This is a genomic window from Clostridioides sp. ES-S-0048-02 (assembly GCF_020658495.1).
Taxonomy (GTDB): Bacteria; Bacillota; Clostridia; order Peptostreptococcales; family Peptostreptococcaceae; genus Clostridioides.
This window is the reverse complement of sequence record NZ_JACVWH010000002.1, coordinates 508,346-527,656: the sequence shown is the minus strand read 5'-3', so window position 1 is coordinate 527,656 and position 19,311 is coordinate 508,346. Positions and strand designations below refer to the sequence as shown.

General features: G+C 28.4%; 15 protein-coding genes. 1 reads left to right on the top strand and 14 read right to left on the bottom strand.

Going from position 1 to position 19,311, the window contains the following annotated elements; all coding sequences use genetic code 11:
- Positions 1 to 112: 112 nt before the first annotated feature.
- The 14 genes from aspS to IC173_RS05035 form a co-directional block, all read right to left on the bottom strand.
- Positions 113 to 1,900, bottom strand: coding sequence for an aspartate--tRNA ligase (gene aspS / locus IC173_RS05100; protein WP_227855243.1), 1,788 nt, complete (start codon positions 1,898 to 1,900; stop codon positions 113 to 115).
- Positions 1,901 to 1,973: 73 nt separating this feature from the next.
- The gene (hisS, locus tag IC173_RS05095; protein ID WP_227434493.1) at positions 1,974 to 3,236 is read right to left on the bottom strand and encodes a histidine--tRNA ligase; all 1,263 of its coding nucleotides are present in this window, start codon (positions 3,234 to 3,236) and stop codon (positions 1,974 to 1,976) included.
- Positions 3,226 to 4,785 (bottom strand): coproporphyrinogen III oxidase, encoded by a 1,560-nt coding sequence (locus IC173_RS05090; protein ID WP_227855242.1) that lies wholly within the window; start codon positions 4,783 to 4,785, stop codon positions 3,226 to 3,228. The genes hisS and IC173_RS05090 overlap by 11 nt, the downstream gene beginning before the upstream one ends.
- 92 nt (positions 4,786 to 4,877) lie before the next feature.
- Positions 4,878 to 5,492, bottom strand: a complete 615-nt coding sequence (locus tag IC173_RS05085) for an MBL fold metallo-hydrolase (RefSeq protein WP_227434491.1) — start codon at positions 5,490 to 5,492, stop codon at positions 4,878 to 4,880.
- A 14-nt stretch (positions 5,493 to 5,506) separates the two neighbouring features.
- Positions 5,507 to 5,956, bottom strand: a complete 450-nt coding sequence (gene dtd / locus IC173_RS05080) for a D-aminoacyl-tRNA deacylase (RefSeq protein WP_227434490.1) — start codon at positions 5,954 to 5,956, stop codon at positions 5,507 to 5,509.
- Between the two features lie 24 nt (positions 5,957 to 5,980).
- Entirely contained in the window at positions 5,981 to 8,188 is a 2,208-nt protein-coding gene (locus tag IC173_RS05075) for a RelA/SpoT family protein (RefSeq protein ID WP_227434489.1), read from the bottom strand.
- A 73-nt stretch (positions 8,189 to 8,261) separates the two neighbouring features.
- On the bottom strand, positions 8,262 to 8,774 hold the full coding sequence (locus tag IC173_RS05070; protein WP_227434488.1) for an adenine phosphoribosyltransferase: 513 nt from the start codon (positions 8,772 to 8,774) through the stop codon (positions 8,262 to 8,264).
- Positions 8,775 to 8,786: 12 nt separating this feature from the next.
- Positions 8,787 to 11,237: a single-stranded-DNA-specific exonuclease RecJ gene (recJ, locus tag IC173_RS05065; protein ID WP_227855241.1), complete on the bottom strand. Its 2,451-nt coding sequence runs from the start codon at positions 11,235 to 11,237 to the stop codon at positions 8,787 to 8,789.
- A gap of 12 nt (positions 11,238 to 11,249) precedes the next feature.
- Entirely contained in the window at positions 11,250 to 12,914 is a 1,665-nt protein-coding gene (locus IC173_RS05060; RefSeq protein WP_227824276.1) for an ABC1 kinase family protein, read from the bottom strand.
- 301 nt (positions 12,915 to 13,215) lie between these two features.
- Entirely contained in the window at positions 13,216 to 13,710 is a 495-nt protein-coding gene (locus IC173_RS05055) for a gamma carbonic anhydrase family protein (protein WP_227434485.1), read from the bottom strand.
- A 28-nt stretch (positions 13,711 to 13,738) separates the two neighbouring features.
- Positions 13,739 to 15,118, bottom strand: coding sequence for a thioether cross-link-forming SCIFF peptide maturase (gene scfB / locus IC173_RS05050; RefSeq protein ID WP_227434484.1), 1,380 nt, complete (start codon positions 15,116 to 15,118; stop codon positions 13,739 to 13,741).
- Between the two features lie 356 nt (positions 15,119 to 15,474).
- Positions 15,475 to 15,621 (bottom strand): cyclic lactone autoinducer peptide, encoded by a 147-nt coding sequence (locus IC173_RS05045; protein ID WP_227434483.1) that lies wholly within the window; start codon positions 15,619 to 15,621, stop codon positions 15,475 to 15,477.
- A gap of 3 nt (positions 15,622 to 15,624) precedes the next feature.
- On the bottom strand, positions 15,625 to 16,233 hold the full coding sequence (locus IC173_RS05040; protein ID WP_227434482.1) for an accessory gene regulator ArgB-like protein: 609 nt from the start codon (positions 16,231 to 16,233) through the stop codon (positions 15,625 to 15,627).
- Positions 16,234 to 16,538: 305 nt separating this feature from the next.
- Entirely contained in the window at positions 16,539 to 17,969 is a 1,431-nt protein-coding gene (locus IC173_RS05035) for a DUF4116 domain-containing protein (protein WP_227482131.1), read from the bottom strand.
- A gap of 343 nt (positions 17,970 to 18,312) precedes the next feature.
- On the opposite strand from IC173_RS05035, the gene IC173_RS05030 reads away from it, so the two are divergent.
- Entirely contained in the window at positions 18,313 to 18,978 is a 666-nt protein-coding gene (locus IC173_RS05030) for a hypothetical protein (protein WP_227434480.1), read from the top strand.
- Positions 18,979 to 19,311 lie beyond the last annotated feature (333 nt).

Genomic DNA, 19,311 nt, shown 5'->3' with positions numbered 1-19,311 from the left:
AATAATTAATGTTACTTTTAATTGACAATTATTACTATTAAATAGTACAAAAAAAAGACGTCACCCTATTTTTAGTGCGACAGTCTTTTATATATTATTTCTTATTCATATATTATTCTTTATCTTTTATATCAACTTTTATACTTAATTCATCCAATTGCTCATCATCTGCTACTGTAGGAGCATTTGTCATAGGACAAACAGCATTTTGATTTTTAGGGAATGCAATAACTTCTCTTATATTTTCAGCTCCTGCAAGCAACATAACAAGTCTATCAAGCCCAAAAGCTAGACCAGCATGAGGAGGAGTTCCATATTTGAATGCTTCTAATAAGTAACCAAACTTCTCATTAGCTCTTTCTTCTGTAAACCCAAGTGCCTTAAACATTCTTGATTGAACATCTGAATTTGATATTCTAACACTTCCTCCACCTATTTCATATCCATTTAATACAATGTCATAAGCTTTAGCTCTTAAAGATGCTTTATCTCCATCTTCTAGTTTATCTAAATCTTCATCCATAGGTGATGTAAATGGGTGATGCATTGCTGCAAACTTACCTGTTTCTTCATCTTCTTCAAAAACAGGGAATTCAGTTACCCATAATAAATTATATACATTCTTATCTAGTACATTAAGTCTATTTGCCACTTCAAGTCTAACTTGTCCTAAAGCATCAAATACTACTGAGTTTTTATCAGCTACAAATAAAAGTAAATCTCCTGCTTCTGCATTCATTCTTGTAAGTATAGCATTCATTTCATCTTCGCTAAAGAATTTTGCTATTGGAGAAGTTACTCCATCTTGACCTACTTTCATCCAAGCAAGCCCTTTTGCTCTATATGTTTTAGCATGTTCTTCTAATGATGATATTTGTTTTCTAGTAAAATCGTCAGCTTTTCCTTTTACATTTATACCTCTAACGCTTTTTCCTGGTTGTGTAGCATCAGCAAACACCTTAAATCCACAATTACAAACGACATCAGATATATCTGTTAGTTCATAACCAAATCTAGTGTCTGGTTTGTCTGAACCATATCTAGCCATAGCTTCTGCATAAGTCATTTTAGGAAGTGGAAGTGTCAATTCTACATTTAAAACTTCTTTAAATATAACTTCAAGTAATCCTTCAATCATACTCATAACATCTTCTTGTTCAACAAAAGACATTTCACAGTCTATTTGTGTAAATTCTGGTTGTCTATCAGCTCTTAGGTCTTCATCTCTAAAACACTTAACTATTTGGAAATATCTATCCATACCACTTACCATTAATAATTGTTTGTATAATTGTGGTGATTGTGGTAATGCATAAAATTTACCTGGATTAACTCTACTTGGTACAAGATAATCCCTTGCTCCTTCTGGTGTTGGAGCAATTAAAAATGGTGTTTCTATTTCACAAAATCTATTATTTGATAAGTAATTTCTTGTAATATTCATTACTTTATGTCTTAACTTTAAATTTCTTTGCATAGATGATTTTCTCAAGTCTAAGTATCTATATTTTAGTCTTAGTGCTTCTGAAACATCATCATCATCTTTTATATAAATAGGTGGAGTTTCTGATTTATTTAAAAGTATAAGTTCAGTTGCAAATATCTCTATGTCCCCAGTTGGCATGTTAGGGTTTTTAGACTGTCTTTCGCATACTTTTCCTTTTACTGCTATTACAAACTCAGCACCTAATTTTTCAGCTTTTTCAAAAGCTTCTTTATCTACATCTGTATCAAAAACTATTTGGCATAATCCACTTGTATCTCTTAAATCAACAAATACAAGTCCTCCTAAGTTTCTTTTTTTCTGTACCCATCCCATAAGTACAACTTCTTCATTTATGTTTTTTTCTCTCAACTCTCCACAGTAGTGAGTTCTCTTTAAACCCTTTAAAGTTTCCAAGATACTACCTCCATTTTATTTAATTTTAATGCTATATATTTATCTAATACACAAAACATCATACTTTCTTATTTTACAGCTTTTGCTTTAATTCTTCAACTAATGTACTTAATTTTACAGTAGTTTGCTCTGATGTTTTCATATTTTTTAATGTTGCAGTGTCATTTTTTAGCTCGTCATCACCAATTACTATTGTAAATTTTGAATTTATTTTATCTGAATACTTAAATTGTGCTTTTACACTTCTTTCTATATGGTCTTTATCCGCACTTATATGATTTTGTCTTAAATCTTTCAACAATTTAAAGCTTCTTGTATTTGCTTCTTCACCTATAGTTACTATAAATATGTCTGTAGATTGAGGGTTTTCTATTTCAATTCCATTACCTTCAAGTGTAAGTAAAAGTCTTTCAATCCCTAGTCCAAATCCAATTCCACTTATACCTTTTGGACCACCTAGTTGTTCAACAAGACCATCATATCTGCCTCCACCACATACAGTACTTTGGGCACCTATATCATTAGATATAATTTCAAAAGCAGTTTTTCTATAGTAATCTAACCCTCTAACTATTGTTTTATCAATTACAAAGTTTATATTCATTTCCTTTAAGTATTCTTGAAGTTTATCAAAGTGAACTTTACAATCATCACACAAATGGTCTGCAATAAATGGTATATCTTTGATATTTTCTTTACATGTAGGGTTTTTACAGTCTATAACCCTCATTGGATTTTTTTCTCTTCTCTCATTACAAGTTTCACATAATATATCTGCTTTTGAATCAAGATATTCTTTTAATAAAGCATTGTACTCTTTTCTACAAACTGGACAACCCACTGAATTTATACTCACTACCAAATCATTTAATCCAACTTCATTAAAAAATTGAACAGCTAGTGCTATTATTTCAGCATCCATTGAAGGAGTATCACTTCCAAGTGCTTCTATACCAAATTGATGAAATTGTCTCTGTCTACCAGCTTGTGGTCTTTCGTATCTAAAACAAGGTGTAACATAAAATAATTTTGTTGGTTGAGTATCTGCATATAATTTATTCTCTATAAATGCTCTTACTACACCAGCTGTACCTTCTGGCTTTAGAGTAATTTCTCTATCCCCTTTATCTTTAAAAGAATACATTTCTTTTTGAACTATATCTGTAGTATCTCCAACACTTCTCTTAAAAAGTTCTGTATGTTCAAATATAGGAGTTACCATTTCCTCATACCCATATAAAGCACATATTTCTCTAAATTTATTTTCTACATAACGCCATTTATAAGCCTCTTTTGGAGTTATGTCTTTAGTTCCTCTAGGAGCTTTAGTCAACATTTTTATATACCTCTTCTTTCTTCCTTTTTATCATTTCATCTACTCTATCAATGTATTGTTCAACATTCTTTACATTTTCTACTCTTTCAATTCTATCTTCATCTACATAGACAAATTTTGATATAGCACCTGCACCCAAGGCATAGTTGCTTTGTTTTTCCTCCATAATTTGTATATTGTAAATACACTCATATCCTTCTTTAGCATAACCTATATTTTCTAAGTTACCTAGCATATGTTTTTGTCTGTACATATAATATGGATTAAGTCCCATATCCTTGGCATATTTCATTGATAAATCTATCATTTTTATCATTTCTTCATACTGAGTTAAATGTTCTTTGTACTTATCCATATTTATATTTAGGTTAGAAGCTCTTTTTATAGCTAATGTATGAACTGTAAGACTTTCAGGAGAAAGCTTTTTTATTTCCTCTAATGTATTTCTTACCATGTCTAAGTCTTCATCTATAAGACCTAAAATTATATCCATATTTATATTGTCAAATCCCATATTTCGAGCCATATTAAAACATTCTACTAAATCAGAAACTTTATGTTCTCTTCCAATTTTAACTAAAGTATCATCATTCATAGTTTGAGGATTTATACTAATTCTACTTACATTGTGTTTTTTTAATACACTTAATTTTTCTTTGGTAATAGTATCTGGTCTACCTGCTTCTACCGTAAATTCTTTAATTTTGCTTAAGTCCAATTCTCTAAAGAGAGCATTTATAAGTAAATCCAATTCTTCCTCATCCAATGTAGTAGGAGTTCCACCACCGATATATAGAGTTTCAATTTCTTTATTAGTATCCTCAATAACTTTGGAAAACCCTTTAATTTCTTCAATCAATTTATAGATATATTCTCTTTTTAAATGGCCAAATTGCTTTAACGAGTTTGAAGGAAATGAACAGTATACACATCTAGTTGGGCAGAATGGAATACTTACATAAAGAGAAATTTTATTTTTGTCTATCGGATACATAAATAAGCGTTCTCTTTTAGCTATTTCAAGAGCTAAATCTATTTTCTCATCCATTATAAAATAGTTCTCTTTTAGAATAGTTCTTATACTATCATCATCTAGTCTTTCATCCATCAGATTGTGGACAATTTTGACTGGTCTTATACCAGTCAAAATGCCCCATGGAACATAAGAATTAAATATTTGTTTAAGTACTATAAACATACTTTTTTTAATACTTTCTTTGCATAATTTTCTAATCTTTCTCTTACTTTCACTGTCTAGTCTATCTAAAAACTCTTCAATCGTATTATTATTACAAAATCCATTTAAAAACTCCGTATTTATATCTTTGATATTTTGTATTGATTCATACTTTAAGTTACCACCTTCATAATATTCAGTAATTGAAAGTAAAGTATCATTTTCACAAATCAATCTATTTATTAAATATCTTGACTCTATACTATTGCTACACTCAGCAAAGTCATTAAATTTAAATTCACTAGTAAACAATTTTATAAGTTCTGCTACTTCATACTTATAATCATGTCCTTTTAAAAAAACATCCAACATCAACTTAACTCCTTCTATTTAAACACTAGAAGAACCCCATCACTGATACATTTATTAAATATTTGATACTATTTTTAAATATTAATATAAAATTACATGTAAGGATTTGTCTTCTTTTCAACACCTAGAGTACTAGTTGGCCCATGACCAGGATATACTCTAACAGCATCTTCATATTTACATAATTTTTTAAGTGATTTCTCCATTTGGTGGAAATCTCCACTATATAAATCAGTTCTACCAATACTTCCAGCAAACAAAGTATCTCCTGTGAACATGTCATCTTCAACTCTTATACACATACATCCTTGTGTATGACCTGGTGTATGCAAGAAAGTCATTTTTAATTCACCAAGTTCCATTTTATCTTTATCATTTACATATATATCTGCATCAAATTCTTGTGCGCCACATCTCATTGTGTAACTTAAGTTTTTATTTTTATCATTTAATAATTCTTTTTCATCAGTATGTGCAACTACCTTAGCACCAGTCTTATCTTTAATATCTTTAACATACCCTATATGGTCACCATGTCCATGAGTAAGAATTATATATTCAACATTCAATCCATTTTCTTTGACAAAGCTTAATGTATCTACTAAACTTCCTCCTGGGTCTATAACTGCACATTTTTTAGTTTTTTCATCACCTAACACATAAGTGTTTACTCCAAAATAACTATCTACAAATTTTTTTATAACCATTAAAGTTTTCCCCCTTAAAAAGATTTACTTGAGTCTAATAGTATTGTTACTGGTCCATCATTAGTTAATTCTACCATCATATGAGCTGCAAATTGACCTGTACCTACTGTTACACCTTTATCTTTGGCTTTTTTTACAAATTCTTCATACAAATCATTTGCAAGTTCTGGTCTAGCTGCGTTACTAAATCCAGGTCTTCTTCCTTTTCTACAGTCTCCATATAAAGTAAATTGAGATACTACTAAAAGTTCTCCACCTATGTCCATTAGAGATAAATTCATCTTATCATTTTCATCTTCAAAAATTCTTAGGTTTAATATTTTATCAATCATGTAGTCTACATCACTTGATTTATCATCATGAGTCACTCCCAACAGTACTAGCAACCCCTTATTTACTTGACCTATAATGTTTTCATCTACTGTAACTTTAGATGAAGATACTCTTTGTACTACTGCTCTCATATTTTCCTCCCTATTATTTTAACTCTAATTTGTCATTCTATAAATACTTTCTACACCAGGAATTGCTTTTAATTTTTTCATTAGAATTTTCAATTCCTCAGTGTCATTAACTTCTACAAGTAGATTTATACTTACAATACTATCTTTTCCTTTTCTTGCATTTATTCCATTTAAGCTAAGTTTATCCATTGCAACAATATGAGTTATTTCATTAACAATTCCTCTTCTGTCAACAGCCTTTATTTGAATCTCTGCTTCAAACTTGCCTTTACCTGCTGAACTCCATGACACTTCCACTAATCTATTTTGGAAGAAATCTCCATTGTTATTTGCATTTGGACAATCCGCTCTGTGTATAGCTACACCTCTACCTTTAGTGATATATCCTACAATCTCATCTCCTGGAAGTGGATTACAACATTTAGCAAACCTTACTAAGATATTATCAAGTCCTTTTACTACAATACCTTGTGATGAATTTTTCTTTCTCTTTTTGCTGTATTCTGTTTCGCTCATATTGTGTTTATTTAAATCTTCTTCTTGCATCTGTTGTTCTTTTTTTACTTTTTTAATTTCTTTTAAATACAAATCTTTTACTTTAGATACAACTTGAGATGACATTATACCACCATAACCTACAGTGGCAACTAAGTCTTCAACACTTGGCTGATTAAACTTCTTGGCAACTAATGCCATATATTTTTCAACAAGAGGGTCTTTCTGTGGTATATCATGTTTCTTAAACTCTCTTTCTAATATGGTATTCCCACGGTCAACATTTTCTTCTCTTCTTTCTTTCTTGAAAAATTGTCTAATTCTACTTTTTGCATTTGGTGTTTTTACTATGTTAAGCCAGTCTCTACTTGGACCATTAGAATTAGATGATGTAAGTACTTCAACAATGTTACCATTTTGAAGCTTATAATCAATAGGTACTATTCTTCCATCAATTTTTGCTCCAACACATTTATTTCCTACATTTGTATGGACTCTATAGGCAAAATCTATTGGAGTTGATTCTGCTGGTAATTCAATTACATCTCCTCGTGGAGTAAATACATAAACCTGACTATTAAATACATCTTCTTTAAGTGCATCCATAAATTCTTGTGGGTCTTTTAAATCTTTTTCCCACTCCATCATTTGTCTTAACCACTGAAGTTTCTCTTCAACTTTTACTTCTTTGCCAGAAATACCTTCTTTGTATTTCCAGTGTGCTGCAATACCATTTTCTGCTATATTATGCATTTCATGAGTCCTTATTTGTATCTCTAAAGGCTCTCCATCAGGCCCTACAACAGTAGTGTGTAATGATTGGTACATATTTGGCTTTGGCATTGCTATATAGTCTTTAAATCTGCCTGGGATAGGTCTCCATAATGTATGAACTATACCAAGTACAGCATAACAGTCTTTTACATTATCTACTAGTATTCTTACAGCCGTTAAATCAAAAATTTCTTCAAAAGTCTTGTGTTTTTTCTGCATCTTTCTATAAATACTGTAAAAATGCTTTGGTCTACCATATACATCACATGGTATACTTAAATCTTTAAACTTATCTTTAAGAAGCTCAACAATCCCTTGTATATAGTCTTCTCTTTGACTTCTCTTCATTGACACTCTATCAACTAATTCATAGTACCCTTCTGGGTCCATAAACCTTAATGCTCTGTCTTCTAGTTCCCACTTTATCTTAGATATACCTAATCTGTGGGCTATACCTCCATAAATCTCTAAAGTTTCTTTTGCTTTATACTTTGCTTTTTCTGGAGGCATGTATTTTAACGTTCTCATATTATGCAATCTATCAGCAAGCTTTATAAGTATAACCCTTATATCTTTTGCCATTGCTAGAAACATTTTTCTTAAATTTTCAGATTGAGTTTCTTCTTTTGAACGATATTTTATCTGACCAAGTTTTGTTACTCCATCAACTAAATCCGCTACTTCTTTTCCAAATTCTTTTGTTATGTCTTCATAGGTATATTCTGTATCTTCTACAACATCATGAAGCAAACCTGCTGTTATAGTTTCAATATCTAATTCCATCTCTATTAAAATATTTGCCACTGCCAATGGATGAATAAAGTATGGTTCCCCAGATTTTCTATATTGTCCATCATGCGCTTTTTTTGCAAGATTGTAGGCTTTTTCAACCTTTTCAAAATTTGCATTAGGTGCATAAACTTTTATCTTTTCAATTATTTCTTGTAATTCTTTATCATGCATATAACCACCTATTTTGTATAAAATTTTAATATATATGAAAATAGTTGGTGCTATACCAACTATTGTAAAAGTACTAGTATTTTATAAGAGAATTAACATCATAGTTAGATAACTTTTCTCTCCCATTTAAGAATTCTAGCTCAATTAAAAATTGCATAGAAACTACTTCTCCACCTAATTTTTCTACAAGCTTAGCAGCAGCTTCCATAGTTCCACCAGTAGCCAATAAATCGTCTACTATTGCCACTTTTTGACCTTTTTTAATTGCATCTTTATGTATTTCTAAAGTATCCGTACCATACTCTAATCCATACTCATAACTCTCAACTTCTCCTGGTAACTTTCCAGGTTTTCTAATTGGAACAAATCCTACTCCTAGTGCATATGCTACAGGTGTACCCATCAAAAATCCTCTTGCTTCTGGACCTACTACTAAATCCACACCCTTGCTTTTCAATTCTTCAGCCATAGAATCTACTGCATATTTAAATGCCTCGCCGTCTTTAAATAGAGTTGTAACATCTTTAAAATCTATACCTGGCTTTGGGAAATCATCAATATTCCTTATAAAGTTTTTTAAATCCATGGGAAACGCCTCCTAATAACTGCTATTGTATTGTTTTTCTAATTTTTTTAGATTATTGAGTATTAAACTCTCATTTAAGTCTAATTTTTTCTGTGGTTTTGGCAATATTCTTATGAGTACAGAATTTTTTTCATAATTTAAATTAAAGTCAAGTAAATTTAATTCTCTAAACACATTCAATATCGTAAAAAACTTTAATGGAATTACATTAAAAGTTCCCTTTATATTTACCATATCCAAATCAATTTCTTTTTTTATAAGTGCTTGTTTATAAATTGTTATAAATTCATCTCTTGATGGAACTATATTACTAACTACATTCTTTAAATATAATAGGTCTGTTTTATTATAATATTTTATAATTTCACTTTCTTCTCTTTTATTCTCATATATATACGAATATTCGCCTTTATTGTATAAATAATCATAAAGAATAATATTATTATATCTTTTTAAGTCTATTTTATCAATATTAGGAGAAAATATAAGCTCTAATTTATCAGTATTTTTGTTAATATCTTCAATAATATTGTAATTTATGTTAAAATCCAAATCTATAAGTGATACATCTGATATTGCTCTATAGAATCCATTTATAGAATTAGATATTATCAATGTCTCTTTTTCAAAATAATCAAATATATTTATATCTGTATTTCCATCAAATAATTCAAAACCAGACTCAGATATATTATACAAGCTTTGTGAATCTTTTGGTATTATTTTTGACATTAATTTTAGCGAAAGTTTGTCATTACTTGCACTTTTAGGTCGAGCTAATCTAATATCTTTAAGTAGAAACTGCACTTTCCTATTTCCCATATAGTTGTTCTCATCTAGTTGGAACAATACATCTACTTTATCTCCTACCTTGAATAATGATTTTAAATGACTCATGTTAAATCCTATACATTCATAGCACTTTTCATTTTCTATGCTTAATTTCAAATGTTGTTGATTTTTACCTATGATTTTTAAGTCTTTTAGAATATAGTTCCTAACTATAAATCTAGGATTAGGATTATTTAATCCAAATGGTTCTAACTTATGTAATTCCTCCACAAGATTTAAACTTATTACATTTTCTTGTAGTTCAAATTCAACATTTACATTTTCTATCATATCATCTTCAGTCAAATTATAATCTGCAAACTTATTTATTTCATTAGCCAAAGCTTCCACATTTTCTGAATTTAAAGACAATCCAGCTGCTTGCTCATGTCCACCAAACCTAGTCATTAAGTCTTTGCACTTTACAAGAGCCTCAAATATATTAAATCCTTTTATTGACCTTGCTGAACCAGTAGCTTCTCCATCTTCTACACCTAAAAGAATCGTTGGTTTATAGTATTTTTCAGTCAACTTAGATGCTACAATTCCTATTATCCCATGTTGCCAACCTTCTTTAGCTAAAACCAATACTTTATCTTCATTATATCTACTATTGGACTTTAATATTTCCTCAGCTTCATGATACATCTGAGCCTCAATCATCTGTCTTTCATTATTTTTTTCTTCCAATATATTAGCTATTTCAACAGCTTCATCTTTAGATTGAGTAGTAAATAACTCAACACCCAAATAAGAATATCCTAAACGTCCTGATGCATTTATTCTAGGCCCAATTGCAAAGCCTATATGAGAAGAACCTATTTTTTCACTTTCTACACCACAAACTTTTATAAGCTCTCTTAATCCAATATTTTTGCCTTCTTTCATTAATTTTAAACCATTTTTTACAATTATTCTATTTTCATCCACAAGTGGAACAATATCACAAATAGTTGCCAATGTTACTATTTCTAAATAATCATACATGCTAGTCTTAAAATCTTCTTTTGGAGTAAGTGCTTGTATCATTTTAAATGCTACACCACATCCACATAATGCATCAAATGGATAGTTACAATCTTCTTGCTTTGGATTTATTACTGCAAAAGCTGAGGGAATTTCATTTTGGCATTCATGATGGTCTGTTATTATAACATCTATACCCAAATTATTTGCTAGGTTAACCTCAGATACTGATGTAATTCCACAATCAACACTTATAATCAAGTCACATCCCCTAGAGCTTATAAGCTTTATAGCCTCTTCATTTATACCATAGCCTTCTTCTAGTCTATTTGGAATATAGTAATCCACATGATATCCTATACTATTAAAATATAAACATAAAATAGAAGTAGAAGATACACCATCAACATCATAATCTCCATAAATCCAAATTTTTTCTTTTTTATCAATAGCTGACTTTATTCTATCTACAGCCTTTTGCATATCTTTCATTAATAAAGGGTCTCTTAAATAGTCTAAAGATGGATTCATGAATATTTCTGAATCTTTTTCAGTATATATACCTCTATTTTTTAAAATTTGGCAGATTTCCGGGGAAATATTAAGTTTTTTGCTAAATTCACTTTCCTCTATCTTCCCTTTATATTTCAGTTTCCATTTTTTCAAATTTAATTCCCCCTAATCTTTTTTGTATTTTGACCTAATACTTCTTATAACTAAGCATAGCCCTATTATAAAAGAAATAAAGAACCCTGCTATAGCAGTAAATTTTATCCATATATTATTTTCTATATTTGGTGATGCAATTATAAGTGAAGAACCTACTATGATGGATGCTAATACTAAACTTAATGACATTTGAGAAGTTAATTCTGTTATACAAATTTCTAATTTTGTCATTTTAACATCTTCAATTTGCATTTTTATATTATTTCTTTCTACATTTCTTAAGATTGCTTTTAACTGTTTTGGAATAGTTTTTACGTCAAGCAATATCTCTTCCACATTTTGTCTTGAATTTAAAACTACATTCTTAGGATTGAATTTACTTTTATAATGATGCTTCATAAACTCTTTTCCCATAGAGCCAAGAGAAAAATCTGTATTCAAGGTTCTACTTGTACCCTCTAATGTTATAATAGTCTTTGCAAGTGTTACAAACTGTGCAGGCATAATTATCTTATACTGTCTAAAAAATCTAAACAATTCATTTAATATATCTGTCACATTTATCTTTTCTATAGAGATATCATAGTAGTAATGTATTAGATACAATAAATCCTGTCTAAGACCTTTAACATCAGCTTCTCCATTTAATGCATCCATTTCTATTAATAAGTAAATTATTTTATCAACATTTTTTTCTACACCTGCTAATGCAATTTCATTTAATTGGTTCAAAGTTCTATTATCAATAATTCCAATCATTCCAAAGTCTATATATGCTATCTTGTTTCTGCCAACTATAAATATATTACCTGGATGTGGGTCTGCATGAAAAAAACCATGTGACAATACCTGTATAAAAAAAGACCTAACACCTATTTCAACAATAGTTTTTGTATTGTAACCTAATTTTCTTATTTTTTCTACATCACTTAACTTTGTGCCATTAACTTTCTCCATTACTAAAATTCTCTTACTGTTATATTCTGAATATACTTTTGGTATATATACTTCATCACTATTTTTAAATATCCTAGAAAATTTAGTTGCATTTATAGATTCAAAATTGTAGTCAAGTTCTCTCATTAATTGAGTTTGAAATTCTTCTATCATTTGCTCTAAATCTAAATTAAAATCTTTTTTTAAGTCTTTTAATGTATGTGCAATAGTTCTAAGAATCTCCAAGTCAGATTTTATTATCTTCTCTATATTTGGCCTTTGAATTTTTACAATCACTTCTTCTCCTGTTTTAAGTATTCCTTCATAAACTTGACCAATTGAAGCTGCTGCTATTGGTTCTTCTTTAAATTCTGAGAATACTTCTTCTATGCTTAAGCCTACTTCTTCTTTAAATATTTCAATGGCTATATTTGAATCAAATTTTTCTACATCATCTCTAAGCTTTGATATTTCATCAATTATATCTTGGTCTAACAAGTCTTTTCTTGTACTCAATATTTGACCTATTTTTACATATGTAGGTCCTAGTTCTTCTAAGACTCTTTTCATTCTCTCACCAGTTGTCATATTTTTTATTTCTTCTGGTGGGTCAAATAGTGGTATTTTATATGCTATGCCCTCTATATTTAATCTTTCTACAATAAAACTAAAACCATACTTTATCAAAATATATCCAATTTCTCTATATCTCTTTAAATTCCTATAACTTATTCTCAAATTTTTTCACTCCTAGAATAGGTATACCCAAAAACTTACACCTTAATTTATCTCTGTCTACGACATTATTTTACTAATTGATACTCTAATATCTTATATCCTCTTTAATATTTAATTTTATCACATATACTAGTAATTTTATTAAATTTCTTTAACTCAGTTAATTTTTATTTTTGACATTTCATACCTATTCTAAACAACTGCTTTCTCAAAATTAAAATACCAACTAACCTAATAAAATAAATTAGTGGTTGCCTCAAAACAAATTTAAGCATGTTTTGAAACAACCACTCTTTAATTGTTATTTTTGATTTTGTGCTGCTTCTAAATACCATTGATATGACTCATCAATATATTTTTTATCTTCTTCAGTAAGTTCTCTAACTACTTTTCCGGGAGAGCCCATTATTAAAACTCCTGGTGGGAACTTTTTATTAGATGTAATTAATGTACCTGCTCCAATTAAAGTGTATTCTCCTATTTCAGCATTATCTAGTATTATTGAACCCATTCCAATTAAAACATTGTCACTAATTTTGCAACCATGAACTATTGACCTATGCCCTACTGTTACATTATTCCCAATTACAGTATTTTCATCTCCATGTACTATTGAACAGTCTTGTATATTAGTATTTTCTCCAATAGTTATTGGTCCTTCATCTCCTCTAACTACTGCATTGTACCATACACTTGAATCTTTACCGATTTTAACATTTCCAATTATATCTGCTGATTTTGCTACAAAGACACTTTCATCAATTAAAGGTTTATCTTCTAAATACTCTCTAATCATATATAAACAACTCCTTTAAGATATAAATTTAATTATTTGCTCCTTCTAACATTAATTTTGCTTGTATCATAATAGAACATTCTGTACGCTTTCTTTGCATTTCACAGCCCAACTCATATGGTTTTGATATATCATTGTTGAAGTTTATTGCATTTGCATGACATCCACCTGAACAATAGAACTTATTCCAACATTTTTTACACTCTTCCTTAGTATATACATGAGCTTCTCTAAATGTATTTTTTAACTTTTCTGGAAGTACAATTTCTTTATCCAATATATTTGCCATTTTAAATTCTTCATTTCCAACAAATTGATGACATGGGTATATGTCTCCACTTGGTGTTACAGAAAGATACTCATTTCCAGCACCACATCCAGTTATTCTCTTTATTACGCATGGTCCTTGATTTAAATCTATCATAAAATGGAAAAATTTAAATCCATCTCCTTGTAACTGTCTATCTGCATACTCCACCGCAAATTTTTCATATTCATCAAATATTTTTGGTAAATCTTCCTCTCTAAGTGCATATGGATTACTTTCATCTCCAACAACTGGCTCTACAGATGTTAATTTAAACCCTAAATCTGCAAAATGCATAACATCTTTAGAAAAATCTAAGTTATCTCTTGTGAATGTACCTCTTATATAGTAATACTTATCTTTTGCTCTTCCTTCTACAAGTTTTTTAAATCTTGGCAATGTAATATCATAACTACCTTTGTCATTTAAAGTTGGTCTCATATTATCATTGACTTCTTTTCTTCCATCTAAACTTAAAACTACATTATGCATATTTTCATTTATATAATCTATAATTTCATCATTTAACAGAACACCATTTGTAGTTATTGTAAATCTTATATTTTTATTATAATCCTTTTCAATACTTTTTCCATATTCAACTAATTGCTTTACAACTTCAAAGTTCATTAGAGGCTCTCCACCAAAGAAATCTATCTCTAAGTTTTTTCTACTTCCAGAATTGGCAATCAAATAATCTATTGCTGCTTTACCGACTTCAAAACTCATAAGTTCTTTTTCTCCACCAAAATCCCCTTGAGCTGCAAAGCAATACTTACATTTCAAATTACAATCATGTGCTACATTTAAACATAATGCTTTTACTACAGGCTCTCTATGTACAAAGCTTGGATGATATTGATATGTATCTTCTGTATATAAAAGACCTTCTTTTTCTAAATTTAATATTTCTTCATATGCTTCATTTATTTTTTCTTCTTGATATTTAGATTTTAATATATCTAGTACTTCTTCTTTACTTTTTTCTTTATAAAAATCTAATAAATCGTATGCAACATCATCTAATACATGAACAGCTCCTCCATTCACATCTAAAACGATATTATATCCATTCATAGAAAATTTATGTATTATACTCATAACCTACCTCCTAAACTACTATCTATACTAAAGTTTTTTACTATTTTAATTAAACTTTACCCTTCATTATATCATACAGTTTGCTTAAAATACATACAATACAAAAATGACTTACTACTCGTAAGTCATTTCAATGGATACACTATATCCCCCTAAATTAGCACACTTGTACATTACAAAATAAAGTATATTATGTACTCATAAAATAAAATTTTTGTATCTAATTACTTATTTTATATTTATTAAAAGTATAATAAGTTCTTTTTATAATAATTCTATATAAATAATTTGCTTATTTTGTATTTATTAAACCATAATATTTCTTATAATTATTTCATATAAATAATTGCTTGTTTTTAATTTATCTTTTTTAAATTCTTAATTTCTTTTGGTACCTTGGGTTGATGTATAATCCATGGACAAGTGCTATTTGCTGACAAAATTGCAGTACTCAGTGCTAATGAACTAGCACACTTCATAATTTTCACAATAAACTTTTTCATAATTTAATTCTCCCTCGTACACATTTTACTTATATTCTTTTTAGATTTTAATTTACCTAATACTAGCATTATACAAATCCAAAACATTGCAAAAGCACTATATATAAAATAATCCATAAATACATTTGATGAAAAACTTGAAACTGTCATTAACAAGACTACTGTAGACATAGATATAGCAATTTTTTTATAAGTTAACTTTTCTATCTCACTTATAGGATTACTTTTATGCTCTACTGGACACATGATGCAAATTCCAATCCAACTAATACTAGCAATAATCATAATAATATTTTTAAATAAATATACATTTAGATTTTCTATAATAAATATTGTAGATAAGATTATAAAAATAAAGGTTAATAGACATCTAAAATAGTTATTTGCATGATACCCTCCAGAAAATTGTCTTATTGGACAGTAACATATTAAAAAAAATAATATATATGTAAATTTCCCAAATAAAAAACCTAAGAGTAGTATGGTCGTTATATTAACTATAAAAGCAATTAATATTTCAAATCCATAAGAATACACCCTAGATTCATGGTTATCTATCATGTTGTTATAAATTAAAACAGATGTCATTTTATCAGCATATCTCTTAAACATTATTACCTCCAGAAAAAAATTTTACATATATAGAATAGCGTCTTTTTTGAGAAAATTCAATATATTTTTCAAAACTAGTTATTGAAATTGTAAAACTGGTCAAAAAAAGACCTATATAATCATTTTGTTATTTTTTATATAATAAAAAAGTTATAATAAAAGAGTTTTATTAAGCTTTATATGCATAAAAGCACATAACTTATAGCATATAAGTTATGTGCTTTTATTTTTATTATAAATCCTTAATTTTATATTTATTTTTATGATATACCTTAGTTTTGCTTTTATTTTCGTAATATATATGTTTAACTTTGTTTTTGCTTCACATATTGAAGTGCTTTTCTATTCTGTTTTACTGCCTCTAAACAAACTTTTTCTGTTTGATTTTCTACATATTCCAAAGCTCTATAATTCTGTTTTACTGCTTCTAAACATATCTTTTCTGTTTGATTTTTAACATATTTTATCATTCTATAATCTTGTCTTACTGCCCTTAAACAAATATCCTCTGTTTGTTCTTTTACATATTTAAGTGCCTCAAAACTTTGATTTACTGCTTCCAAACAAACCTTTTCTGTTTGCTCTTTTACATATTGTATAGCACTGTAATTTTCTTTTACCGCCTCTATACACATTGATTCTGTTTGCTCTTCTATATATTTAAGAATATTTCCATTTTGCTTTACTGCCTCTAAACATACTTTTTCTGTTAGTATCTTTATATAGGTCAATATTTCTTTTATTTCAAAATCTTTAAATGAGCCCCTTATAGCTTCTATACATATTTCTTCTGTCTGTTTCTTTACATATTGTAATACTTTCCCATTTTGTCTTACTGCCTCTAAACAAATATTCTCTGTCTGCTCTTTTACATATTGTAGTGCTCTTCCATCATTTCTTACTGCCTCTAAACAGATTTCTTCCGTCTGCTTATTTACATATTGAAGAGCCATATAACTTCGTCTTACTGCTTCTATACATATTTTTTCTGTCTGTTCATTTACATAATACAAGGCAAAATCATTTTGCTTTACTGCTTCTATACATATTTCTTCTGTCTGTTCTTCTACACAAGGCAATGCACTGTAGTTTTCCTTTACTGCTTCTAAACATATACTATTATTTTGTTCCTTAACATAAGCTAAAGACTTTCCATCTTTTTTTACTGCTTCTAAGCATATTGTTGGAGTCTGTTCTTTTATATCCTTTAATATTTCTGCCACATCATTTTTTGATGCTCTTTCTATTAATTCTAAACATACCTCTTCTGTCTGCTCTTCAACAAATCTAAAAACTTCCATAACATCATGAGTTGATGCACTTCTTATAGCTTCAATTAATATATTTTCTGTCTTGTCGTTTACGTAATATAATGCTCTATAATTCTGTTTTACGGCCTCTATACATATAGCTTCGGTTTGATTTGTTATGTATTTGAGAGCTTTATAAGTCTGCTTTACTGCCTCCATGCACACCCTATCAGTCTTATCTTTTACAAATTCTATTATTGTACCATCTTGCCTTACTGCTAGTAAACACATTTCTTCAGTTTGATTTTCTATGTCTTTTAATTCTCTATAGTCATATTTCACTCTGCTTAAGTCATTTAAATGTACATTATTATCTTCTTCTGAATTATCCTCATTAATTTTTATATCATCCTCAAATTCTTCATCATCTAAATAGTCATCTTTATCTGGCAAAAACATAGATTTAATTTTATTTTTTATATCCATAAAATTAACCTCCTTTAATACGATTTTATCATTAAAGTAAATCATTTTTAAGTATTTATTTAATTAATTTTATATTAAGTTCTTTTAAAAGTCCATTCATTGTCGATAGATTCTATTTTATATTAATAATTTAATTATAAACATGCGGGGTAATAAAGTTAATAGTGGACATTTTTCATCCCATTAGTATATACTATTTATATTTAATACTCATTTATAGTTATTTTTTTCAATTTTTTCATCATTTACTATATCATATTCATTTAATTTATGATATTATTTAAGTATAATATAAGTTTTATAAAGTATATTAAATATATTATAAGATGGAGGTTGAGTAATTTTGAAAGGAAACATAGTACAATATAATTTTGCAGATATAGAGGAAGAAGTATATTCATTGGATTATGCTATAGCATGGAATATAGACGAGGAAAACGTAAACATTATACCATTTACAAATAAATTCTGTAAAGAATCTATAGAATCTTTTTGTTTAGGTAAAATTGACAACTTTGTTGAAATATTAAATGAAGGCTTTGTTGAAAATCATCATTATGTACATTTGGATAAGATGGTAAGTGTTCCTAAGAAAAAAGTTAATTTAGTATATCAACAAGACACATATGGTTCTCTTTTAAGAGATAGCAATAGTAATCTTATTCCTGTAAAAATAACTTCAGAACAATCTAAGTCTATATCAAATAAGGTTGATTTATTTTGTGCTGGTGAAGAAAAATGTTTAATTAATATATTACTAAAGGCTGACCCATCATATGTTTTGGATGTAGATAGCATAAAAGATAAAAACATCTTAAATTTAGGTTATGAATCTATTGATAGATACAAAGAATATAACTTTGATGATGATAAGATTTTAATATTTTTTATAAATAAAAAGCGTTATTCTGTAATTATGAAAAAAACAAATAATTCTAATGGAGATTTAGCTACTAGAAACAATGTTATTAAGGAGTTATTTGCTAATAAAGCAGGAAATATCAACTAATCTTAGGATTTTAATGTGATAATTTTTGATTAAATAATAATATACAAAGTGGGAGTAGAAAAATCTACTCCCACTTATTTATAATAAACAAATAAATCCCTGAATCTATTGAGTGATTATAATTTTTAGATTGTACTAGCTTACATTTTTAAATTTACATTTTAAAATTTAAGGTGCACTTTCTACTCTAAACTTTAATCTCTACATCAATATCATCAACTGTAACACTTACAATTAAATCTTTAATAATCAAACCTTAGACCATATATATTAAAACTCAAATTAAATTCAGGATTTATCTGGATATCACATTAGAATTATACATTCATATTC